Raw genomic sequence first — 21,775 nt, forward strand, 5'->3', positions numbered from 1 at the left:
GGACCGCCCGAGCGGGGTGTGGAGCTGCGCCTTCGCCGCATTGGTGGCCGAAGGAGAAGCACCACGCCTTCCAGGTAACGCCCTCTTCACGCGCGCAGCGAGTCACTGACAAGGGGTGTACCGGCAGTGCGTCCCTATGGCCGCCTGCGGGACGTAATGGCCGCGTGCGGGACGTACCCTCAAAAGCACGGACAACCGTCCGGCCCAAAGGCGCCGATTCGTCAGCAGGATGTGCCCCTTGGCGAGAGGCAAGGGCGGTCGCGCCGTTCGCGAAAGTCGGGCAGGGCTGCCGCCGGCCCGGGGACCTCAGCGCGCTCGGGGGAAAAGCCGCTCGACAGCGGTCACCACCGCTGCGCGGCGGGCGGCGGTGGTGGGGTCCACGGCGTGTGCGACGGCGGCCTCGCGGAGTTCGGGTTGTGCCGCCCAGGTCATGGCGATCTGATTGACCAGGGCGAGGACGTCGGCCGGGTCCCAGGCGGGGTCGAGCTGTCCAGCCTGCTGCACCTCGCGGAGCTGGCCGATTTTGCGGGCGATCACTGCCTGGGTGGGATCGTCGGCAACGGCCGCGGTGCCCGGCAGTTCGAGGCGGCCCCAGGTGATCAGGCGGTGGTGGTCCGGTCGGGCGACGAAGTAGTCGAACAGGCGGCCCGCGTAGCCAGGGAGGTCGGACGGGTCCATCTGGGTGGCCTCGGCGATGACGACGTACTCCCGGGCGGCCACGGCGGCATAGAGCGCTTCCTTGCCGCGGAAGTAGGCGTAGACGCGTTCTTTGCTGGTCCTGGCGAGCCTGGCGATGCGGTCCACGCGGGCGCCGGCGATGCCGTGGCGGGCGAACTCCTCCATGGCAGCGGTGAGAATGCGCTCGCGGGTGTCGCTGCCGGCGGCTGCGGGCGCTGCGGTCTGGCCGGAGTCGCGGGACTGGGACATGGCCCCAGGATAAAGCACCGAACCGTTCGGTTTGGCATCGCGGACGATCGGCCATAGAGTCAAACAGAACGGTTCGGTTTGACCTCCGTAACCGGCGAACACAGAGGGAGTGAACTCATGCAGCACCGCAATCTGGGCTCTCAGGGTCTGCGCGTCTCGGCGCTCGGCCTGGGGATCATGGGCATGTCCATGGCCTACGGTCCCTCGAACAAGGACGAGAGCATCGCGACCATCCGCCGCGCCCACGAACTCGGGATCGACTTCTTCGACACCGCCGAGCTGTACGGCGCCGGTACCGGCAGCAACGAGGTCCTCCTCGGCGAGGCGGTCAAGGAATTCCGCGACGAGGTGGTCCTCGCCACCAAGTTCGGCTTCGACGTGACCGCCCAGCCGATCGGCTCCGCCTTCGACAGTCGCCCGGAAAACATCCGCAAGGTCGCCGAGAACAGCCTGCGCTACCTCCAGAGCGACCACATCGACCTCTTCTACCAGCACATCTCCGACCCCACCATTCCGGTCGAGGAGGTCGCCGGCGTGGTCGGTGAACTGATCACCGAAGGCAAGGTGAAGTACTTCGGACTGAGCAACGTCGGCCCTCAGTACATCCGCCGTGCCCACGCCGTCACCCCGGTCTCCGCGCTCCAGCAGGAGTACTCGCTGTTCGAGCGGGAGGTGGAGAATGCGATCCTTCCCGTCCTGCGGGAGCTCGGCATCGGTCTGGTGCCCTACTCCCCGCTCGGCCGCGGCTTCCTCACAGGCCAGGTCAAGCCCGCGAGCGAGTACGCCGAGACGACATGCGCAGCTGGGACGAGCGCTGGCAGGGCGAGAACTACACCTACAACCTGCACGCCACCGAACAGCTCAAGAGTCTGGCCGCCGCCAAGGGCATCACTGCGGCCCAACTCGCGCTGGCCTGGCTGCTCTCCCAGGGCGAGGACGTCGTGCCCATTCCCGGCACCCGCAGTGCCAAGCGCCTTGAGGAGAACGCCGACGCCCTCGACGTCCAGCTCTCCGCCGCCGATCTGGCCCGCATCACTGAGATACTTCCCCACGGCTCGGCAGGCGGCCGATACCCCGCTGCGGCACTGCACAGCTTCACCACGGACTGACCCTCGCCATCACCCGCGCACGGGAGGCCGGGCGCGGCGGCCAAGGGCGACACCATCTGGCCCCGCCGCCAGGTCACCACCGGCCCCGATGCCCCTGCGGATCATCCGCGGCAGACCTCGTCATCGTCTATCGCCCGGACCTGCACTATGCGGGACGGGTGCGGCGTGCGGTCTGTGCGGGCCGCCCGACTGCGGCGTACCAGACCAGGAACGCACATATGAAGGCCGTCGCCGCGGAGACCAGTGACCTGGTGAGGGTGTCGTTCCGTGCGCCGCAAACGAGGGCGACGGCCAGTGCCGACGTCAGGGTGACGACGGGCAGCGCACGAGGGGTCCGCGTGGCGCCTGGCGCGGCGGCCGGCGGCAGCAGCCAGGTTGCGAGGCAGTAACAGGCACAGGCCAGCAGTGTGGCTCCCAGTACTTCGCTGGGCCGGTGGCCGCCCATGGTCGCGGTGGCGGCGGCGATGCAGGCGAGCCACAGCACACCGGCCGTGGCGACGTAGGGGCGGATGCGGGGGGATACCACGAGGACGGCGGCGAGGGTCAGCGCGGCGGGGATGGCCGTGTGCCCGCTGGGGAAACCCTGATCAAGGAGATTCTCGGGAGCGCCTACCAGATCGGGGCGGGGCATGGTCGATTTGAACACCTCCTTGCCTCCGATCGTGAGAATGACGACCCCAAGCGCCGCGCACCCCGGCCGCCAGCACCGCCGCACCAGGGTGAGGGCCACGATGACGGCAAGGCCCGCCATCACGGTGGGCTCGGCGCTCAGTTCCAGCGGCGGGATGGGCGTCGAGCCGTAGGCCGATCCTGACAGGGGGTAGATCCATGCTTCTTCGCCCCCTTGTATACCGAGACCGAACAGGGCGTTCTCAGCTCGTTGCCCCCACGGAGTGCAGACGGCGAGCAGGTAGACCGTCAGGAACCCCAGGGAGTACAGCAGAGCCGGCATCCACGGCCGTGTCGTACGCGACGGGCTGGGGTCGTCGGGGGCCTCGGGCGCCTGCTTTGAGGTCCCCGGACGGTGCGCGGGCAGGGATGAAGAATGGTGCTGGGTCATCTCTCTGTTTCTTCCGTTGGGGGGCGGTCACGCGCGTCTTGCGGCATTTCGGGAGCCACCGGGTTCGGTCGGCCCACCGGGGTCCGTTCCTATTCGGTGCGTGCCAGTCCCTGCCGCCGCTGGGCAGTGAACGCCAGGGCGGGGAGGGGCGCGGTCAGCAGGATGAGGACGACCAGGTCCGGGAAGGACTGCATGAAGGCGTCCGGCCGGGCGACGATCGCCTGTGTGCGGATGATCGCGACCGCTGCGACGGGGATCAGCCACCGGTGGTCGCCGGTGGCGTCCGTCGCCACCCATGCCGCGATCAGCGCGGTGACTTCGAGGGCGAACAGGCCGCGCTGGAAGGTCGGACTCACGGAGATGATGTGCAGGCTCCCGGCAACGAACAAGGCGAGCACGAGGGGGGCCAGCCAGCGGTACGAGCGGCGTCGCAGACGGCTGGGACGGCAGAGCGCCAGCACGGCGCACGCGGCGCACAGTGCCCCCGAGAGCGCCAGGTCACGGGCCGTTATCGGGGTGCCGAGACCGTAGTAGCCCAGGCCCGCCTTGCCCTCGTCGCCGAAGAGGGTACGGCCGTGGGACGTGGCGCCGGCCCAGATCATGGCTGCCGCGGCCGGCAGCGCGACCCACACTCTGCCCCGCAGCAGAGCGATCAGGCAGACCAGCGGGAGCAGCCCGTAGGGCAGTAGCCGTATCCGCCCGGGGCCTTCGGCCCACGGGTACCAGCCGGAGAAGCGGAAGGCGATGGCGTGCTGTCCGGGGTCGATGTGCAGCGCCCAGTGCCACACATCCTGCAGGTACGGGACCAGCGCCAGCGCGGCGAGAACGAGGGCGGCCATGTGGATGCCGTCCAGCCACCACGGCCGAGTGGTGTCATCAGCGGTGGCACGGGCGCGGGCCTGCACCCCGGCGCGCACCAAGGCGGCAGCTTCCCGCGGCGGTGGCCAGGAGCGGCCGGGATACGCCTCGGCCAGGCAGGCCAGCACTTCATCTCCGTGCCGGGAACGGTAGGGCTCGGGGTAGGCCGCGAGCAGCAGACGATTCATGCCGGGGCTGCTCCGGTATTCCGCGAGTGGCCGATGACGAAGGCCGCCGCCTGCTGCATCCGCAGTGCCTCCCTGCCGAGCGCCTCGGTGCCGTCCTCGGTGAGGCGGTAGTAGCGCCGCGCCCGCCCGTCCACGATCTCTTCGTCGCCGGGGGCCACCAGCCCGGCTCGCTCCAACCGCTCCAGCGCGCCGTAGAGGGTGCCGACAGCGATCCGGAGCCGCCCGTCGGTGGCCTGCTCGGCGGCCTTGATGATGCCGTAACCGTGCAACGGGCCATCCATGAGCGCAGCGAGGATGAAGTACTGCGGTTCCGTCAAGGGCGGATTCTGTCTGGTCATGCGCCGAGCATATATCGAGGTACGCAATATATCTGCCACTCTTGGGTGACCCGGCAGCGTCTCCACGCCTGCGGCGAGCGTCTCCCTCTCCCGGCTGGCGGGCGCGACGGCGGTCTCCTCGGGGGTGTCCGGCGGAACATGCCACTGTCGGACGGTTGGCTCGTTGTGTCCCCGACGAAGGGCTCGGACGGTTTCGGGGCGGCCTGACCTGCAAAATTCCACCTCCCGTGTGAAGGTGGCTGCTGGCCGATGGCCGCTGTGGGCCGGCTCGACTGCGGCCACCGGGCCGTTTGCTGTTCGTCGTCCGAGCCGGTTGTCCGGATCACCTCTCAGCTCTGCCTTGAGCTTTCAGCTCTGACGCGGACCGAGGGCCGCATGACTCGCTGGCCGGCCGTGACGAGGAATGGGCGCGGGCCAGCCTTGTCTTGTCGACCAGCTGATGGGCCGCGTGGCGGGCCGGTCTGTTCGGGGCGAACCCCGACGTCGCGCAACGGCGCTGGTGCTTGGCCTGCTGTCGGACGTGCCGAGGAAGAACTGCCGGACGCTGGCCGAGCACGGGGGCGATGCGACTCCGGACGGCATGCAGCACCTGCTGCATCGTGCGAAGTGGGACGCCGACGCGGTCCGCAACAACGTGCGCGCCTACGTGCCCGGTCCACGACGTCGCACACCGCCTGTGCTGGTCACACTGGCGACGCCGACACCAAGCCCGCGCCCGAGCTTGCCGCTTACCGGCGGCGAGCAACTATTCAGCCGCGGAGGCTCGTGTCTCCTGCCCGGTGGCGATATCGAGATGTCGCGAGGTCGGTGCCGATGCATACTTCCTCACCGTGGAAATCATGACAGGTGAGCTGCGGCGTCTTCGGTCTGGACCAGGGGTTGAGGATGACGACGAGCCCCGGGTGTTTCGCGTGCGCTGCCGGTTCACTGCCGAGGATCCGGCCCAGGTCATAGCCAATGCGCGTGCGGTACTCACGTGCGTGGTCGCGCCGATGGCTGAGTGGCCGGCAGATGAACTGTGGCCGCAGCTGCTGCCCAACTGGTTCATCCAGCGGTGCGCGCCCGAGACTCCGGAACCGGAGCACGGCGAGCCTTTCGGCATGGAGGTGTGGCTGCGTCAACGGCGGGCGATGACGCCAGAGGAGAGAGCGGCCGTCGATCAGGGACCGTGGACGCTCTCGGGATGGCTGTACTACTTCGACCCGACCGAGGAGGGAATGGGAGATGACCGCAGCTGGTGGTGGTGGCACGCGGGAACCGACGAGTCGGGCGGTTGGGTGCAGGTGGCCACCACGGGTTGGCCCTTCGGCAGCGGTTCGCTGTCCTGGCTGATTGAGGCCAGTGGGGGTACGGATCTCGTCTACGGGCCATGACCGGCGACTCGCCATGATCACGAACTACGGCCGGAGTACTAGCCCGAGTTGTCGCATCTGTTGCGGTAAAAATCATTTGCCACCTGGCAGTTGAACGGGAGGACAGGTGCGACGATCACCGTCCGATCCGTGACGAGGCCCGCCTCGATCAACAGCGCGACCTCAAGGTCGACGGGTCCCGGACGGCCTCATCCGGTGCCTCGCCGTGCTCCCGCCGCACGTATGCGGGCACCGACTGCCGTTGGGACAAGCGGGTGATGTGGCCGTAGGAAACTGTGCCGGCTGGGTGGGCCTCCAGGTCACGCGGCTCCCTTAAGCGGAACGGCTGACCGGCCCCGAGTCCGACGGCGCAGCCGGGTTGCTGTCGGCGGGCTGGTCCGGCCGCGGCTCGGTCACCGTTCGGACAGGCCGGCGCCGACGAAGCCTCAGCCGGCAATGCCGTCGCGTGTATTGGAGCTCCTTTGCCTCGGCGGGGCCCCGCTGTCCCCTCCCGCCTGCACCAGGCCCGTCTGGTAGGCGATGACGACGAGCTGTGCCCGGTCGCGGGCGTTGAGTTTCGTCATCGCGCGGTGGATGTGCGTTCGTACCGTCAGCGGGCTGACCACCAGCAGCCCGGCGATGTCCGTGTTGGACTTGCCCTCGGCCGCCAGAGCCATCACTTCCCGTTCCCGTCCGGTGAGGTCGGCGAGCTGTTCCGGGGGTGCCAGGTGGGTGCGGGGGTCCGGGGAGGTGAGGAAGCGGGTGATCAAAGTCCGGGTGGCGCCGGGGGAGAGCAGCGCCTCCCCGGAGGCCACCGTGCGGATGCCGGCCAGCAGGACGTCAGCGGTGACGTCCTTGCCGAGGAAGCCGCTGGCCCCGGCCCGCAGCGCCTGGGCGACGTAGTCCTCGGTCTCGAACGTGGTCAGGATCAGCACCCGGGTGCTCGCCAGCGCCGGATCGGCGCAGATCGTCGCCGTGCCGAACAGGCCGTCCGTCCCGGGCATGCGGATGTCCATGAGTACCACGTCCGGGTGGTGGGTGCGGGCCAGCTCCAGCGCCTCCGCCCCGTCGGACGCCTCCCCGACGACCTCCATGTCCGGGCAGGAGTCGATCAGGATGCGGAACGTGGCCCGCAGCAGGGCCTGGTCGTCGGCGAGCAGTACCTTCACGGTCATGGAGACTCTCCTTCGACGGCGGCGGACGGCTGCAGCGGCAGCGCGGTGGTGACCTCGAAGCCGCCCTCGGGGCGGGGGCCCGCCCACAGGTCGCCGCCGATGGACTGGGCGCGCTCCCGCATGCCCCGCAACCCGAAGCCGCCGGATGCCCCGTTGACGGCGGTGGCGGTGGCCGGGCCGTCATTGCTGACGGTGATGAGCAGCCGGGAGTCGGCGTAGGTGAAGCTTACGTGGGCGGCGCGTTCGGGGGCGTGCTTGGCGACGTTGGTGAGGGCTTCCTGCACGATCCGGTACGCGGTCAGGTCCACGCCCGGCGTCAGCGGGTGGCGCACACCCTCCTGGTGGACGACGACTTCCAGGCCCGCCGAGCGGTAGGAGTCGATCAGCTCGGGAAGGCGGGCGAGTCCCGGCGCCGGTTCCAGGCCCTCGCCCTCGGGGCGGTCGTCCTGGCGCAGCAGGCCCAGGGTGGCCTTGAGCTCGCGCAGCGCCGAGGAGGTGGTGCCGGTGAGGTCGTCGAGGATCTTCTGGCTCTGCTCGGGGTTGCTGCGCGAGAGGTGGGCGGCGGTGCCGGCCTGGGCGTTGGCGAGAGCCAGGTGGTGGGCTACGACGTCGTGCAGCTCGCGGGCGATGCGCATGCGCTCCTCGGTGACCCGCAGCCGGGCCTCCTCCTCACGGGTGCGTTCGGCGTGCTCGGCGCGGGACTTGACCGCTTCCAGATAGTCGCCGCGCAGCCGAGCCAGGCTGCCGCCGACGAGCGGCAGGGCCATCCAGAACACCGGGCCGACCACGGTCAGGACAGGGGAGAGGTCGCGCATGCCGTCGGAGAACAGGTTCACGGTCAGCAGGGCCACCGTGACGACGAGCGCGTACAGGCGGACGGTCCGGCGGTCGCACAGGACGGCCAGCCAGTACATCGCGGCGAGCAGCGGGGCCAGCAGCATCGGGGTGAGCAGGTAGCCGCGCGCGATGGCGGCGATGGTGACCCCGGCGACCACGACCACGACCGTGCGGGTGTGGGTGCGGTACTTCAGCAGGACGAAGCAGGACAGGCCGAGCATGATCTCCAGCGACTTGCCCGTGTCCGGGCGGTTGACACCGGGGAGGCTGAGGTGGGTGCCGAAGAAGGCGCAGCCGATGAGGGCCAGCACCATCGTCAAGTCCAGGAAGCGGGGGAAGCGCGGGAAGCGCGACGCGTACTGTTCCACGCGCTCGGTGTAGCGCTCCAGGCTGCTGCTCATGGTCGGCTCTCTCGGTGAGGGGCTGGCATCCATGGTGGACGATGCGAAGCCGCCCTGGTCGCTGGGACGGCCTCGGGCGGCTCCCGCGTATCCGGTCAGGCGCGGGTCAGGTCCTTCTCGGCCGGTTGCGCCTCGGGCTCGGTCGGGCGGGTCAGGGCCTCGCCCTCCACGTCGACCCGGGGCAGGATCCGGTCCAGCCACTTCGGCAGCCACCAGGCCCGCTCGCCGAGCAGGGCGAGGACGGCCGGGACGATCGCCATCCGGACCACGAAGGCGTCGAGCAGGACGGCCGAGGCGAGGCCGAAGCCGATCATCTTGATCATGGCGTCGCCGTCCCCGATGAACCCGGAGAACACCGCGATCATGATCAGCGCGGCGGCCACGACGACCCGGGCGCTGTGCTGGAACCCGGAGGTCACGGCCTGGGCGGGCCGCTCGCCGTGGACGTACGCCTCGCGCATCCGCGAGACCAGGAACACCTCGTAGTCCATGGCGAGGCCGAAGACGATGCCCACCAGGAAGATCGGCATCAGGCTCATGATGGGGCCGGTGGTCTCCACGCCCAGCAGGTCGGCGCCGTGGCCCTGCTGGAAGACCACGACCACCGCGCCGAGCGAGGCGAGCACCGAGAGCAGGAAGCCGGCGGACGCCTTCAGCGGGACCAGGATCGAGCGGAAGACCACCAGCAGGAGGATCACGGCGAGCCCCACCACCACGAGCAGGTACGGCACCAGCGCGGACTGCACCTTCTCGGAGACGTCGATGTTCATCGCGGTGGTGCCGGTGACCTCGAAGGTCGCCCCGGCCTCGGACTCGACGCCGGGCCGGTCGCCGCGGATGGAGCTGACCAGGTCCTTGGTCTCCTGGTCGGTCGGCGCAGTGGTGGGGACGACGGAGAAGACGGCGGTGTCACCGGCTTCGTTGAACTGGGCCGGGGACACCGACACCACGCCCTCGGTGCCGCCGATCCGCTCGGAGACGGTCTCGGCCGCGGCCTTCGGGTCGTCGGCGTCCTTGGCGTCCACGACCACGGTCAGCGGTCCGTTGAAGCCGGGCCCGAAGCCCTCGGCGAGCGCGTCGTAGGCCCGCCGCTGGCTGGTCTCCGTGGACATGGCCTCGTCGCCGGGCATACCGAGCCGGAGGTCGGTCATCGGCAGCGCCAGGGCGCCGAGGCCCGCGACGGCCGCGAGCAGCACGGGCAGCGGGCGGCGCAGCACGAAACTCGCCCAGCGGGCGCCGCCGTTGACCTTGCGCGTCTCCCGCGGCGTACCGCCCGCTCGGCGGGCCTTTCGGTCCTTGCGGGTCAGTACGGCGTTGGGCCAGAAGCCGAGGAAGGCCGGGACCAGGGTCAGCGCGATGAGGACACCGACAACGACCGCGCCCGCCGCGCCCAGGCCCATCTCGGTCAGCATCGGGATGCCGACGACGGAGAGACCAGCGAGCGCGATGACGACGGTGAGCCCGGCGAAGACCACGGCGGAGCCCGCGGTGCCGGTGGCGAGGGCGACGGCCTCCTGGGGCGTCCGCCCCTTGGCGCGCTCCTCCCGGTAGCGGGAGACGATGAACAGGGCGTAGTCGATGCCGACGGCCAGGCCCAGCATGATCGCTACGGTGCTCGTGGTGTCGGTCAGGCCCAGCGGGCCGGCCAGGGCCGTGATGGCGAACAGGCTGATGCCGACGCCGATGAGCGCGGTGAGCAGTGGGAGTCCAGCGGCGGCCAGTGAGCCGAAGGTGAGCAGCAGGACGACCGCGGCGACGGACATGCCGATCGCCTCGGCGGTGCCGCTGGGTCCGCCCATCTCCTCCATGGCGTCCCCGCCCGCCTCGACGGCGAGCCCGGAGTCACGGGCGTGCTCGAGCGACTCCTCCAGGTGGCTGCGGCTGGCGTCGGTGAGTCCGGAGGCGTCGACCTTGTAAGTCACGGTCGTGTACGCGGTGGAGCCGTCCTCGCTGACCGCGCCGGACTCGTACGGATCGACGGTGCTCGCGACCTGCGTGCCGTCCCCGAGTTCGGCTATCGCGGCCTTGACGGCCTTCTTGTTCTCGGTGGCGGTGACCTTCTCGCCGTTGGGCGAGACGAAGACGACGCGGGCGGTGGCGCCGTCGGCGGCGGCGCCGGGGAACCGCTCCTCCATCAGGTCGAAGGCTTCCTGCGATTCGATCCCCGGCATGGAGAAGGGTTCCTCCTCCGCCTCCGGCGCGGTCATGCCGGCGAGTCCTACGGCGGCCAGCACGGCGGCCCAGACAAGGGCGACGGTCCAGCGTCGCCTGAAGGACAAGCGGCCAATTCGATACAGAAAAGCAGCCACGGGGAGGTCTCCACATCCAGGTCTCGAAGGTGCCTCCAGACTCCTGAAGAGGGGGGTGTCCTGTCGTCGTCCGGCTGCCGACACTGCGCGGTACTGAATCCGCAGTACTGCGCCCTTCGCGGGTCCCACCCGGGGACGAGAGCGGGTCGGCCTCAGGTCGCGGGGCAGGCCCGCGGGTCGCCCCACTTGGAGGAGTTCTTCAGCCGCTGATTCGCCGCCTCCCGCACAACGGCCACCAGACAGGCCAGCGTGCTCACGCCTGGCAGCAGCCCCCGTCGCTCGCGCAGCCATCCCACCGCAGCGTCGAACAGCGACTTCGGGCCCCCGCGGCCGTAGTGAGGGCGAGTTGAGAGTTCATGTCGAGCTCGAACCGGCCGTAGGGGTTCGCGTGAGTCCAGAGCCGGCGCCGGACAGGCCCCGTCTCTCGGAATAACATCTGGCCGACGAGTACGGTGTGGCTCGGCTGACCGCGCGCCTGGCCGTGCAGGTGTGTCACCCTCTCGCGATCGCCGACCCGTGCAGAGCGATGTTCAAGCCGCACACTACGCAGCAGTTGAACGCCTGCAGCCCCGAGCCCAGGACTCGGGGCTGCAGCGGCCAGGCTACGGGCCGGGCTGTCGTCCCGGTGTGAGGCCGAGCGCCTGGATCAGTCGGTCATGTTGCCCATCTTCCAGACGGTCATGGACTTGACGGTGCTGCCCTCGCCGAAGAGGCGCAGGCCGAGGGAGTCCTGGCGGAAGGGGTAGGCGCGGGTGGTGATGGACCTGTGGTTGTTCGCGTACGCCTCGACCATCGAGCGGTCGAGGAACACGTCGAGCGTCAGGGTGCCGTCGGAGAGGGCCAGCGGACCCTTGTGGATGCCGAAGCCGGGTTCGGCGCTGGAGTTGTTCCCGGAGCGTGTCCGGTCGACGCCCAGCTGTCCGGCGGGGGCGTCGTAGAAGAGGCGGGTGCGTTCTTCGTCTCCCGGGCTGCGGAGCACGTCGAGGCCGAAGGTGTCGGCGCTGCCGCGTTCCAGGGTGAGCTTGATGTGGAGCATGTCCCCCCTGATGCCGGCCAGTCGGGTGTTGGCGTCGGTGAGAGAGGTCGGCGTGCTGATGTCCAGGAGCGGTTCGCCGGTGTGGAGGCGGGAGACCTCCTCCACGGGGCGGAATCCGAGGTCGCCGTCGGGCCGCATGGACAGTTCGATGGGCAGGCCCGCGTTGTGGGCCCAGCCGGCGTCGAAGTGGGCGCGTTCGGTGCGGCGGTCCTGGGCGATGCTGAAGACGAGGGAGCGTCCCTTGTCGTCCACCGTTCCGCTGGGTCCGGTGAAGTGGTCGCCGTAGTCCATGAGCCGGGGTTCGGTGGTGTCGGGTGTCCAGCGGCGGGCCTGGGAGTCCCAGGTGCCCACCCAGTAGTAGACGTACTTGCTGCTGTACTCGCCGGGACCGGCGGGGAAGGCCGGGTTGACGAGCAGGGCCCGGCGCTCGCGGCCCTGGGCGTCCTTGCCGATGGGCAGGAAAGTGGGCAGCTCCCAGACCTGGCCGGTCTTGGGGTGGGCCGCCACGTCACCGGTCATCAGGGGGCCCGAGTACGTCCAGTCGGTGAGGTTCTTGGAGGTGTAGAGGAGCGCGGTGCCGCCGACGTCCTTGCCGTCGGTGGTCTGGACGCCGGAGCCCATCAGCTGGAACCAGGTGTCTGCCTCCTTCCAGACGAAGGGGTCGCGGAAGTCACCGAAGCGGACCTTGCGTCCGGCACCGACGTTCAGGTCGGCGGTCTGGCTGGTGACGAGGGTGGGGTGCATCTTCCACTCGACCAGGTCGCTGTCGTCGGGGTCGACGGGGCGGGCGAGGCCGGTGGCCTGGTTGGGGCGCTGGGAGTCGTTGCCGGCGGTGAAGAGCAGGACGGGCACGCCGTTCTCGTCGTAGGCGGCGTCACCGGACCAGACCCCGTCGGGGGCCACGCCGTCCTCGGTGGGCGCGAGGGCGACGGGCAGGTCGCGCCAGTGGACCAGGTCCTCGCTCACCGCATGCCCCCAGGCGATGTTGTGCCAGTAGGGACCGTGGGAGTTGTGCTGGTAGAAGAGGTGGTACTTGCCCTTGTACTGGATGGGGGCATGCGGTTCGTTCATCCAGTGGTTCGGGGCGGTGAAGTGGTAGCCGGGACGGTAGCGGTCACCGTCGTACCGGGAGCGGTCCATCTCCATCCGGGCCTTGGGGGTGGTTCCGCCCGCGAAGCTCTGTACGTCCTTCTGGTGACCGGCGGTGACCGACGCAGGAGTGAGTGCGCTGTCGTGAATCTTCACCTCGTCGATGAGCCCGTTGAACATGTTGACGGCGAACGTGCCGTTGATGATGGCGGGCTGGTTGTGACGGCCGATGATCAGGGGGACGTCGGCCGTGGCCAGCCGTGCGCCGGTGGGGACGGTGGTCTGGGCGACCTGTTCGCCGTTGAGGAAGAGTCTGATCGCGCCCTCGCCCGGCGCGAACACGGCCGACAGGTGTGCCCATTCGCCCGCGGCCAGGGCCGCCTGCTTCGGGACCGTCACCTCGTGCCACGCGTCGCCGGTTCCGATGCCGAACTGCCACCTGCCGTGCCGTCCGACACCGAGGGAGAAGCCCCGCTTGGCCGCCTTGTCCTGCTGGTTGACGACGGCGGACGGCTTGCCTTCGTCTCCCCACTCGAACGCACGTGGCGCGACCCACGCCTCGACGGTCAGGCCGTCGGTGGGCAGCTGCGTCTGGGCTGCGGCGCGGGTGACCCAGGTGGAGTAGCCGTCGAACAACAGGGCGCCGGAGAGCACGCCGTCGGCTTCGTCCTTCGGGCGCCAGAGCGGGTCGCTGTCGGGCTTGTACTGCGCGTCGTTGAAGACGTAGCTGATGGGGTCGGCGGCCTGGCTGACCTTCTCCCTGGTCGTGGTGCCCTTCCCCTCGCTGAAGTCCCAGTGGGCGGCGAGTCCCCGCTGGGAGGGATCGGGTGCGGGGTCGGTGCCGACGCGGACGTCGTCGAGGTTGATGTGGCCCCAGCCGCCGGTGGCCTTGTCCACGACGGTGACGCGCAGCTGCTCGCCGAGGTGCTCGCGGGCGTCCCAGGTGACGCGTCGGTACGCCTCGTCGTCGGTCCCGGTGGCCTTGTGCAGAACGGTTCCGTCGAGGGTTGTCAGGGCCGCGTACAGGTCGTTCTCGTTGCGGCCCCCGGAGACCAGGGCGCTGACCATGCCGGTACCGGTCAGGGTGAACGGCTCGGACGTCGCCGTCCCGGTGGCGGCGTCACCGCCCGTGGCGAACCCCCACAGGTGGTAGGAGCCCTGCTGGTTGAAGCAACAGCCCCAGTCCCAGCCCGGGTCGTCGGTGACCGCTCCGGTGAAGGCGGTACCGGTGGTGGTCCAGCCGCTGAGGTCGCCGGACTCGAAGTCGGGGTTGGACAGGCTGGTCTCGGCCGCGTCGGCGGTCTGCGTCATCAGGGGTGACGTCAGGCCCAGGCATATCGCGAGTGCGAGCAGCAGACGCACCAGGCTGTGCCTGGTCGCGGCTCTCGATGGTGCACGGGTTCGCATGGGAACCTCCGTGGGTGTGGGGTTGGGTTGATCGGGTGGAAAAGGACGTCGGCCCTCGGACGCGGCACGGTCCGGGCCGGTGCGTACCTGGGGCGGAACCGGGGGTCAGGAGCGCCGGACGGGGACGTTGACGTCGGCGACGTTGATGTGACCCCAGCCCCCGTCGGCCCGGTCGACCACCTCGATGTAGATCCGGTCGCCGATGTGGGCGGAGAGGTCGAAGACGACGCGGCGGTACTGCTCGGTGCTGCGGCCGGTGGCCTTGGCCAGGACCTTGCCGTCGTTGGCGCGGACGGCGGCCGCGTAGAGGCGGTCGGGGTCGTTGCCGCCGGAAACGAGCAGGTCGATCACGCCGTCTCCGCCGAGGACAACGGTGGTGGAGCGCAGGACGCCGGTGGCGCTGTCGCCGCCCTTGGAGGGGTTGAAGCCCCACAGGTGGTGGCCTGCCGGGTCGTCTTCGGTCTCGGCCTGGTAGAAGGGGCCGCCCCAGCCCCAGTCGGTGCGGGTGGTGACGTTGGCGTCGCCGAAGGTCGTGCCGGAGACGACGGTCCATCCGGTGAGGTCGCCGGTGGCGAAGTCGTGGTTGGGCAGCGCGTCGACGTCCGCCGGGCGGGGCGGGTCGTATGCGGCGGGCACGGCCGGCGTGTCGTAGGCGCCGTTCATGCGCCAGACGTCCAGGGACACGACGCGGGCCGATCCGCCCTCGCTCGTCAGCCGCAGGCCGGTGGCGTCCTCGCGGGTGGGATAGACCCGGCTGGTGATGCTGTGGCTGCCGTTGACGTACGCCTCCAGCATCGAGCGGTCGAGCAGGACCCTGAGCGTGAGGCGCCCGCCGTCGAGTGCGACGTTGCCTGCGTGGACGCCCTTGCGGACGTCCGGGTCGAGGCTGGAGCGACCGCGGTCGATCAGGAAGCGGTGCTCGGCCGTGTCGTAGGTCAACAGGGTCTGTTCGGCGCCGTCGGCACTCGCCCGGACCGCCAGGGTGACCGTTCGCGCGCCGCGCGGTTCGATGACGGCGCTGATGTCCAGCAGGTCGCCCAAGACCCCGGCGAGCCGCCGGTTTGCTTCCGACACCGAGGTCTGCCGGATGCGGGCGACTCGCCGGCCCCGCAGACCGGCGGCCTCGGCGATCGGTTCGACCCCGAGGGTGCCGTCCTGGCGCAGGGAGAGGGACACGGGCATGCCGGCGTTGTGGGCCCAGCCGGACTGGGCGTGCTGCTGCTCGGTGCGGCGGTCCTGGGTGATGCTGAAGACCACGGAGCGGCCGTCGGGGGTGACGAAGCCGGAGGGGCCGGTGAAGTGCTCGCCGAAGTCGAACTCGCGGGGCTTGTCATGGTCGGGCACGAAGCGGTGCTCGCGCTTGTCGAAGGTGCCGATCCAGTAGTACGTGTGCTTGACGGCGTTCGGGTTGAACCCCTCCCACCACGGACAGATCAGCAGGATGTGCTTTCCGGTGCGCCGGCCGCGGGGGCCGGGAAGCGGGAGGAGCACCGGCAGCTCCCACACCTCACCGGGCTCGGGCACCCTGGCGAGGTCGTTCCAGTGCAGCGGACCCTGGTAGGTCCAGGGCCCCTCGGGCCGGCGGGCCGTGTAGAGGAGAGCGGTTCCGCCATGCTTGCGGGTGACCTGAGCGCCGTCGTAGTCGACGATGCCGCTGCCGACGAGCTGGTACCAGACGCCGTCCTCCTCCCAGACGAACGGGTCGCGGAAGTTCTCCGCCCACGCGGTTCCCGGGCAGGCCGGCAGTCCGGCCGGGGCTTCGGTGACCGGTTCGGAGCGCATCGTCCAGGTGGGCAGGTCGGTGTCACCGTCGGCCTGGTAGGTGGACAGGGCGAGGCCGGTGCGTTGGCGGTAGGGCAGGCGGTCGTCGCCGCCGGTGAAGAAGAGGACCGGTCCGCGGTCGCCGTCGACGCAGGCGGAGCCCGACCAGATGCCGTCCGGGCCGGGCGAGTCCGCGGCGGGGGCGAGGGCGATGGGAAGGTCGCGCCAGTGCACCATGTCGGTGCTGACGGCGTGTCCCCAGTGGATCTGGCCCCAGAACGGTCCGAGCGGGTCGTGCTGGTAGAAGATGTGGTACTTGCCCTTGAAGTACACGGGCGCGTGCGGCTCGTTCATCCAGTGCCAGGGCGGCAGCATGTGGAACTGGGGGCGGTGCCGGTCGCCGTCGAAGCGGGTCCGGTGGGGGGCCAGGTCCGGGCGGGGCACGCGGTGACCGGGGAGGGCGGCGGTCTTCTCGGCGTGCTCGCGCTGCGCCGTCGCGTCGTCCAGGGCGCCCGGGCGGATGACGAGGCTGTCCATGAGGCCCATGTACATGTTGGCGTGGAACTCGCCGTTGAGCAGGGTCGGGTGGTTGTGCTTCCCGATGAGGAGAGGCTCGCCGGGCGCCGGTTCGGGGGCCGTGTCCGGGGTGGTGGCGGTGCCGATCAGGCGGCCGTCGAGGTAGAGGCGCAGCCGGCGGTCGGCCGGGTCGTAGGTGGCCGCGACGTGGCTCCACCGGCCTTTGGCGGCCGGACGGTCCGGGGCGCCCTTGACTTCGATCAGGTCGGTGCCGAAGCCGAGCTGGAAGACGATCTGCCCGAAGCGGCGCAGGCCGAGCAGGAAGCCGGTCCTGGCGCCCGGGTCGTGCTGGTTGACCAGGGCCTGGGGCTTGCCGTCGATGCCGTGCTCGTAGGCGTACGGGGCGATCCACACATCGACGGTCACGCCGCCGGCGAGGTCGACCCTGCCCGGCCCTTCGGCGGTGACGTAGGTGGAGCAGCCGTCGAAGTACAGGGCCCGGCCGCGCACGCCACGGCGGCGTACAGGGTCGCTGTCGGGCTTGTACCGGGCGTCGTTGAAGACGTACTCCACCGGGGTGGCCGATCCGGAGACCGCCTCGCGGGCGACCGCGCCGGACCGCTCGTCGAAGTCCCAGCGGGCGGTGGGCTTCTGCGGGCCGGACCGACCGCCGGCGGCGGCGAAAGCGGGCGAGAACGAGAGGGGCACGACGGCGCCGCCGACGGCGGCGGACACGACCGCGAGCGCGGTTCTTCTCCTCATGCTGGCTCCTGGGATGGGTGACGGACGGCGACCTGACGGTGTGCCAATTCGATTTAGGTGATGGATCGGCATGGTTCGCGCGCCGTCTCCGCTAAAGCAAGAGCTAACGCACACGGATCTCAACTTCGCGTTGCCCAACAGCGGATGAATCATCGTAAAACGCCACTGTTACGTAGGCGAGATGTCCGGGGTGTTGACAGCGCATGACAGGTGGAGCACTCTCATCGCGTCCTGCTAATTCGATTTAGCCGAGCGGAGCTGATCCACTGATGTCCGAACGCCGCGTGACCATGGCCGACGTCGCCCGTGAGGCGGGCGTGTCGCCGACGACCGCGTCGTTCGCCCTGTCCGGCCGCACCGACATGCGCATCTCGGACGCCTCCCGGGAGCGGGTTCTGGAAGCGGCCAGGCGACTGGGCTACCGTCCGAACGTCACCGCGCGCAGCCTCCGGACGAAGTCCACGCAGACCATCGGGCTCGTGTCGGACCGGATCACCACCACGCCGTTCGCCGGCGACGTCATCCGCGGCGCCATGGAGGCCGCCCGCGAGCAGGACCACCTGTTGTTCATCACCGAGGCCGGCGGCGACCGCGCCGCCGAGTCGTCCCTGGTCCACGCCCTGCTGGACCGCCAGGTCGACGCCGTGATCTACGCATCCATGTTCACCCGCTACGTGACCCCGCCGAAGGAGCTGTTCGGCCGCCCGGTGGTGCTGCTGAACTGCCTGGCCCCGGGTTTCGACGCCCCCTCCGTCGTCCCGGACGAACTGGAGGCCGGCCGGGACGCGGCCCGCGCCTTGCTCGCGGCCGGCCACACCGGGGGCATCTGGGCGATCGGCGGCCACCAGGCCGTCCCGGCCACGCCCGAGGGAATCATCGCCGGCAACGAGCGCATGCGCGGCCTGGAGGAAGTGCTGCGCGAGGGCGGCGCCCACCTGGACGGCGTCATCGAGTGCGACTGGGACACGCTGGACGGCTACCGGGAGGTGTCCGCCCTGCTGGCGGCTGGGACCCGCCCCCGGGCGCTGGTGTGCCTGGCCGACCGGGTGTCCTTCGGCGCCTACCAGGCGCTCGGTGAGGCGGGGCTGTCGGTGCCCGGCGACGTGTCGGTGATCTCCTTCGACGACCAGGACATCGCGTCCGTGCTGCGTCCGGCCCTCACCACACTGAAGCTGCCGCACTATCAGCTCGGACGCCTCGCCGTGGAGCTGATCCTCCGCGGCGGGCCGCTCGAAGCGGCCGTACACCGCGTGCCCATGCCACTGCGGGAGCGCGCCTCCCTCGGTGCCCCCGCCGGGGAGTGACACCGGCATCCGAAGACAGCCGTCCCGCCGCCCGCTCCGATGATTCCGGCGCGGACGGCGGGACGGCCCCCAAGAACGGCGACCGTCGCAACCGGCCGCCAAGGGCGGGTCCTGCAAGACCCGCCTCCGTGAGATGGAGGAACCTCGTGGTGTTCAGAAGAAGGCGCCTCGCGCTTGCGAGTGTAGCCGCCGCGGCGGCGACCGCGCTCGTAGCCGGGTGCGCGTCCGGCAGCGGCGGGAGCTCGTCCGGAGCCAGCGGCGACACGCTGACCCTGTGGACGCACAACGCCGGCAACTCGGCCGAACTCGATGTCGTCAAAAAGATCATCAAGGACTTCAACGGCTCCCAGGACAAGTACACGGTCGAGCTCCAGTCGTTCCCGCAGACCGACTACAACAACTCCGTGGTGGCCGCCGCCTCGGCCCGCAAGCTGCCCTGCCTGCTCGACGTGGACGGCCCCAACGTGGCGAACTGGGCCTGGGGCGGCTATCTGGCCCCCATCGACGTCTCCGGCAGCGAGGTACCGGTGAAAGACCAGCTCGCCAGCACCGTCGGAACGTACAAGGACCAGCTGTACTCCTTCGGTTTCTACGACGTCTCCCTGGCCTTCTTCGCCCGCAAGTCCGTCCTGAACGAGCACGGCATCCGCATTCCCACCATGGACAAGCCCTGGACCAAGGACGAGTTCGACGCCGCGCTGGCCAAGCTGAAGAAGAGCGGAAAGTTCGCGTACCCGTTGGAGATGGGCACCGGTGGCAGCGGGGAGTGGTGGCCGTACGCCTACTCCCCGCAGTTGCAGAGCTTCGGTGGCGACCTCATCGACCGCGACGGCTACAAGACCGCCTCCGGCACCCTTGACGGCAAGGACTCCGTCGAGTGGGGCACTTGGTTCCGCTCGCTGGTGACCAAGGGCCACATGGCGAAGAAGTCCGGAGCCGACCCCAACAAGGACTTCCTGGCCGGCAAGAGCGCCATCCAGTGGGACGGCAGCTGGAACGCGGCCAAGAACGCCGAGAAGCTCGGCGACGACCTGGCGATCATCCCGCCGGTCGACTTCGGCAACGGGCCCAAGATCGGCGGCGCCTCCTGGCAGTGGGCCATGAGCTCCACCTGCTCCAACAAGGACGGCGCACAGGAGTGGCTGAAGTTCTCCCGCCAGACCAAGTACTTCGTCGACTACGCCAAGGCCACCAGCACCATCCCCGCCACGGACGCCGCCGCGCAGCAGATCGCGGACTACCAGCCGGGCGGCAAGTTCGAGGTACTCGTCCAGTTCGCGCGCGAGTACGCCACGGTGCGACCGGTCACCCCGGCGTACCCGTACATCTCCACCGAGTTCCAGAAGGCGGCCCAGGACATCCTGGCCGGCGCCGACCCCGAGGACGCTCTCGGCCAGGCCGCGAAGAACATCGACAACAACCTGAAGACGAACAACAACTACGCAGGCTGACCCGCCCCGGTCCGGTTCGGTCCCCGACCGCGCCGCCCGAACCGGACCGGCTCCCTGGAGATACCGTGACCACCAAGACCGCAGCCCCTCAGCGGCTGCGCCCGGTCCGGCGAACCCGAACGACCAACACCCGTCGCCGTGAGAGCCTCACCGCCCTCGGCATGGCCACCCCGGCCGTCGTGCTGCTGATCGTCTTTCTCGTCGTACCGGTCGCCCTCGCCTTCGCCCTGGCCTTCACCGACGCGAGGCTCATCTCGCCCACCCCGGCCCGCTTCGTGGGCCTGCGCAACTTCACCCGGCTCTTCGAAGACCCGGTCTTCTACAAGTCCCTGCGCAACACCGCGTACTTCGCCGTCGTCGTCGTCCCGCTCCAGGCCGGCCTCGCCCTGGTCCTGGCGCTGCTGGTCAACGCGAAGGTGCGGGGTGTCAACTTCTTCCGCACCGTCTACTTCCTGCCCGTCGTCACCTCGATGGTCGTGGTGTCCCTCCTGTGGACCTTCCTCTACCGGAAGGACGGTCTGGTCAACCACGTCATCTCGACACTCACCCTCGGCCACTTCCAGGGCCCGGACTGGCTGGGCGACCCTTCCACCGCGATGCCCGCCATCATCCTGATGTCGGTGTGGCAAGGCGTCGGCTTCCACATGATCATCTGGTTGGCCGGCCTGCAGACCATCCCCGCCGAGCTGTACGAAGCCGCCGAGATCGACGGCGCCACACCCTGGCACCGCTTCTGCCACGTCACCTGGCCGGGGCTGCGTGCCACGCGCACCTTCGTGCTCGTGACCATCACGATCGCGGCGTTCAGCCTCTTCACCCAGATCAGGGTCATGACGCAGGGCGGCCCGCTCGACTCCACCACCACCGTCGTCTACCAGGCCGTACGCACCGGCTACGACCAGCAGGAGACCGCCTACGCGGCAGCCATCTCGCTGATCTTCTTCGTACTCGTCCTGACCGTGTCGCTCGTCCAGCGCTTCCTGACCCGGGAGAAGGACTGACATGACCTCCCTCCTCAAGCAGTTCAGCGGTCACGCCGGCCGAGTCGTCCTGGCCCTGGTCTTCGCGCTGCCGCTCCTCTTCATGCTGGTCTCGTCGTTCAAATCGGACGACCAGATCTTCGGCGACCTCGGCTCACTGCGCGCCTTCCTGCCGGTCGGAGCCCTCTCGCTGGACAACTACAGCGACATGTTCGAGCGGGTCCCGGCGGCACGGTTCCTGCTGAACTCCGTGCTGATCTCGTCGGTCACCGTGGTGCTCGGCATCGTCGTGAACAGCCTGGCCGCCTTCGCGCTCTCACGGATGCGGTGGCCCGGCCGCAAGCTCGTCCTGACCGTGGTCATCGCCACCCTCATCGTGCCGTTCGAGACATTCGCGCTGCCGTTGGTGTGGTGGGTCAACCAGCTTCCGCTGCTCCGCGTGAACGGCTTCCAGCTCGAGTGGACCACCGGCTGGATGGACACCTACCAGGTGCAGATCCTGCCGTTCGTCGCCAACGCCTTCTCGATCTTCTTCTTCCACCAGTTCTTCCAGAGCATCCCCAGGGAACTCGACGAGGCAGCCATCATGGACGGCGCCGGCTGGTTCACCATCTACCGGCGCATCGTGATGCCGCTGTCCGGCCCGGCGGTCGCCACCGTCGCCATCCTCACCTTCCTGCCCGCCTGGAACTCCTACCTGTGGCCGCTGATGGTCGTGCAGAGCGAAGAGCTGCGACCGGTGATGGTCGGCATCTCCTACTTCTTCCAGCTGAACGTGGGCTGGGGCCAGATCATGGCCTACTCCTCCATGATCACCGTGCCGATCCTCGCCCTGTTCGTGGCGTTCCAGCGGTCGTTCGTCAACAGCATCGCCTCCACCGGCGTCAAGGGCTGACCCCCGCACCGCACTTGCGA

General features: G+C 69.7%; 14 protein-coding genes and 3 pseudogenes. 7 read left to right on the forward strand and 10 right to left on the reverse strand.

The genetic code is table 11. The features are described 5' to 3' along the window. Window positions 1–306 precede the first annotated feature (306 nt). On the reverse strand, window positions 307–927 hold the full coding sequence (locus ACZ6IM_RS32950) for a TetR/AcrR family transcriptional regulator (protein WP_469561654.1): 621 nt from the start codon (window positions 925–927) through the stop codon (window positions 307–309). A gap of 117 nt (window positions 928–1,044) precedes the next feature. Between ACZ6IM_RS32950 and ACZ6IM_RS32955 the strand changes: the two are divergent. Beyond that, window positions 1,045–2,036 (forward strand): annotated as a pseudogene (locus ACZ6IM_RS32955) (aldo/keto reductase). A gap of 145 nt (window positions 2,037–2,181) precedes the next feature. Here the strand turns inward: ACZ6IM_RS32955 and ACZ6IM_RS32960 are convergent. The 3 genes from ACZ6IM_RS32960 to ACZ6IM_RS32970 form a co-directional block, all read right to left on the reverse strand. Continuing rightward, entirely contained in the window at window positions 2,182–2,988 is an 807-nt protein-coding gene (locus ACZ6IM_RS32960; RefSeq protein WP_469561657.1) for a phosphatase PAP2 family protein, read from the reverse strand. Between the two features lie 197 nt (window positions 2,989–3,185). Next, a complete protein-coding gene (locus ACZ6IM_RS32965) occupies window positions 3,186–4,142 on the reverse strand; it encodes a hypothetical protein (RefSeq protein WP_469561660.1) in 957 nt (318 codons plus the stop codon). Next, window positions 4,139–4,480: a PadR family transcriptional regulator gene (locus tag ACZ6IM_RS32970; RefSeq protein ID WP_469561662.1), complete on the reverse strand. Its 342-nt coding sequence runs from the start codon at window positions 4,478–4,480 to the stop codon at window positions 4,139–4,141. The genes ACZ6IM_RS32965 and ACZ6IM_RS32970 overlap by 4 nt, the downstream gene beginning before the upstream one ends. 439 nt (window positions 4,481–4,919) lie before the next feature. On the opposite strand from ACZ6IM_RS32970, the pseudogene ACZ6IM_RS32975 reads away from it, so the two are divergent. Together ACZ6IM_RS32975 and ACZ6IM_RS32980 are read left to right on the forward strand one after the other, a co-directional pair. Beyond that, a pseudogene (locus ACZ6IM_RS32975) lies at window positions 4,920–5,129 on the forward strand (transposase); the annotation flags it as partial. A gap of 190 nt (window positions 5,130–5,319) precedes the next feature. Further along, entirely contained in the window at window positions 5,320–5,853 is a 534-nt protein-coding gene (locus ACZ6IM_RS32980) for a hypothetical protein (protein ID WP_469561822.1), read from the forward strand. Between the two features lie 101 nt (window positions 5,854–5,954). Here the strand turns inward: ACZ6IM_RS32980 and ACZ6IM_RS32985 are convergent. The 6 genes and pseudogenes from ACZ6IM_RS32985 to ACZ6IM_RS33010 form a co-directional block, all read right to left on the reverse strand. Beyond that, a pseudogene (locus ACZ6IM_RS32985) lies at window positions 5,955–6,032 on the reverse strand (5-formyltetrahydrofolate cyclo-ligase); the annotation flags it as partial. Between the two features lie 246 nt (window positions 6,033–6,278). Continuing rightward, window positions 6,279–7,007: a response regulator transcription factor gene (locus tag ACZ6IM_RS32990; protein ID WP_469561665.1), complete on the reverse strand. Its 729-nt coding sequence runs from the start codon at window positions 7,005–7,007 to the stop codon at window positions 6,279–6,281. Then, window positions 7,004–8,245, reverse strand: coding sequence for a sensor histidine kinase (locus tag ACZ6IM_RS32995; RefSeq protein WP_469561667.1), 1,242 nt, complete (start codon window positions 8,243–8,245; stop codon window positions 7,004–7,006). Before ACZ6IM_RS32995 ends, ACZ6IM_RS32990 begins: the two co-directional genes overlap by 4 nt. 95 nt (window positions 8,246–8,340) lie before the next feature. Further along, a complete protein-coding gene (locus ACZ6IM_RS33000) occupies window positions 8,341–10,554 on the reverse strand; it encodes an MMPL family transporter (protein ID WP_469561670.1) in 2,214 nt (737 codons plus the stop codon). A gap of 646 nt (window positions 10,555–11,200) precedes the next feature. After that, window positions 11,201–14,086 (reverse strand): GH32 C-terminal domain-containing protein, encoded by a 2,886-nt coding sequence (locus ACZ6IM_RS33005; RefSeq protein WP_469561673.1) that lies wholly within the window; start codon window positions 14,084–14,086, stop codon window positions 11,201–11,203. Between the two features lie 105 nt (window positions 14,087–14,191). Next, window positions 14,192–17,125 (reverse strand): glycoside hydrolase family 32 protein, encoded by a 2,934-nt coding sequence (locus tag ACZ6IM_RS33010; protein WP_469561675.1) that lies wholly within the window; start codon window positions 17,123–17,125, stop codon window positions 14,192–14,194. Between the two features lie 269 nt (window positions 17,126–17,394). Between ACZ6IM_RS33010 and ACZ6IM_RS33015 the strand changes: the two genes are divergently transcribed. The 4 genes from ACZ6IM_RS33015 to ACZ6IM_RS33030 all read left to right on the forward strand — a co-directional run bounded on the left by ACZ6IM_RS33015 (window position 17,395) and on the right by ACZ6IM_RS33030 (window position 21,755). Then, window positions 17,395–18,429 (forward strand): LacI family DNA-binding transcriptional regulator, encoded by a 1,035-nt coding sequence (locus ACZ6IM_RS33015; protein ID WP_193777900.1) that lies wholly within the window; start codon window positions 17,395–17,397, stop codon window positions 18,427–18,429. A 146-nt stretch (window positions 18,430–18,575) separates the two neighbouring features. Then, the gene (locus tag ACZ6IM_RS33020; protein ID WP_469561677.1) at window positions 18,576–19,880 is read left to right on the forward strand and encodes an ABC transporter substrate-binding protein; all 1,305 of its coding nucleotides are present in this window, start codon (window positions 18,576–18,578) and stop codon (window positions 19,878–19,880) included. A 65-nt stretch (window positions 19,881–19,945) separates the two neighbouring features. Beyond that, window positions 19,946–20,881 (forward strand): carbohydrate ABC transporter permease, encoded by a 936-nt coding sequence (locus ACZ6IM_RS33025; protein ID WP_402678498.1) that lies wholly within the window; start codon window positions 19,946–19,948, stop codon window positions 20,879–20,881. A 1-nt stretch (window position 20,882) separates the two neighbouring features. After that, the gene (locus tag ACZ6IM_RS33030; RefSeq protein ID WP_402678499.1) at window positions 20,883–21,755 is read left to right on the forward strand and encodes a carbohydrate ABC transporter permease; all 873 of its coding nucleotides are present in this window, start codon (window positions 20,883–20,885) and stop codon (window positions 21,753–21,755) included. Window positions 21,756–21,775: the final 20 nt, after the last annotated feature.

It is taken from the genome of Streptomyces sp. NPDC042336 (assembly GCF_055581985.1).

Bases quoted from the DNA above. Each gene is read 5' to 3' on its own strand.
- ACZ6IM_RS32995 (WP_469561667.1), bottom strand. From the start codon at position 8,245: ATGAGCAGCAGCCTGGAGCGCTACACCGAGCGCGTGGAACAGTACGCG.
- ACZ6IM_RS33010 (WP_469561675.1), bottom strand. From the start codon at position 17,125: ATGAGGAGAAGAACCGCGCTCGCGGTCGTGTCCGCCGCCGTCGGCGGC.
- ACZ6IM_RS32965 (WP_469561660.1), bottom strand. From the start codon at position 4,142: ATGAATCGTCTGCTGCTCGCGGCCTACCCCGAGCCCTACCGTTCCCGG.
- ACZ6IM_RS32990 (WP_469561665.1), bottom strand. From the start codon at position 7,007: ATGACCGTGAAGGTACTGCTCGCCGACGACCAGGCCCTGCTGCGGGCC.
- ACZ6IM_RS32960 (WP_469561657.1), bottom strand. From the start codon at position 2,988: ATGCCGGCTCTGCTGTACTCCCTGGGGTTCCTGACGGTCTACCTGCTC.
- ACZ6IM_RS33005 (WP_469561673.1), bottom strand. From the start codon at position 14,086: ATGCGAACCCGTGCACCATCGAGAGCCGCGACCAGGCACAGCCTGGTG.
- ACZ6IM_RS33015 (WP_193777900.1), top strand. From the start codon at position 17,395: ATGTCCGAACGCCGCGTGACCATGGCCGACGTCGCCCGTGAGGCGGGC.
- ACZ6IM_RS32950 (WP_469561654.1), bottom strand. From the start codon at position 927: ATGTCCCAGTCCCGCGACTCCGGCCAGACCGCAGCGCCCGCAGCCGCC.
- ACZ6IM_RS32970 (WP_469561662.1), bottom strand. From the start codon at position 4,480: ATGACCAGACAGAATCCGCCCTTGACGGAACCGCAGTACTTCATCCTC.
- ACZ6IM_RS32980 (WP_469561822.1), top strand. From the start codon at position 5,320: ATGACAGGTGAGCTGCGGCGTCTTCGGTCTGGACCAGGGGTTGAGGAT.
- ACZ6IM_RS33030 (WP_402678499.1), top strand. From the start codon at position 20,883: ATGACCTCCCTCCTCAAGCAGTTCAGCGGTCACGCCGGCCGAGTCGTC.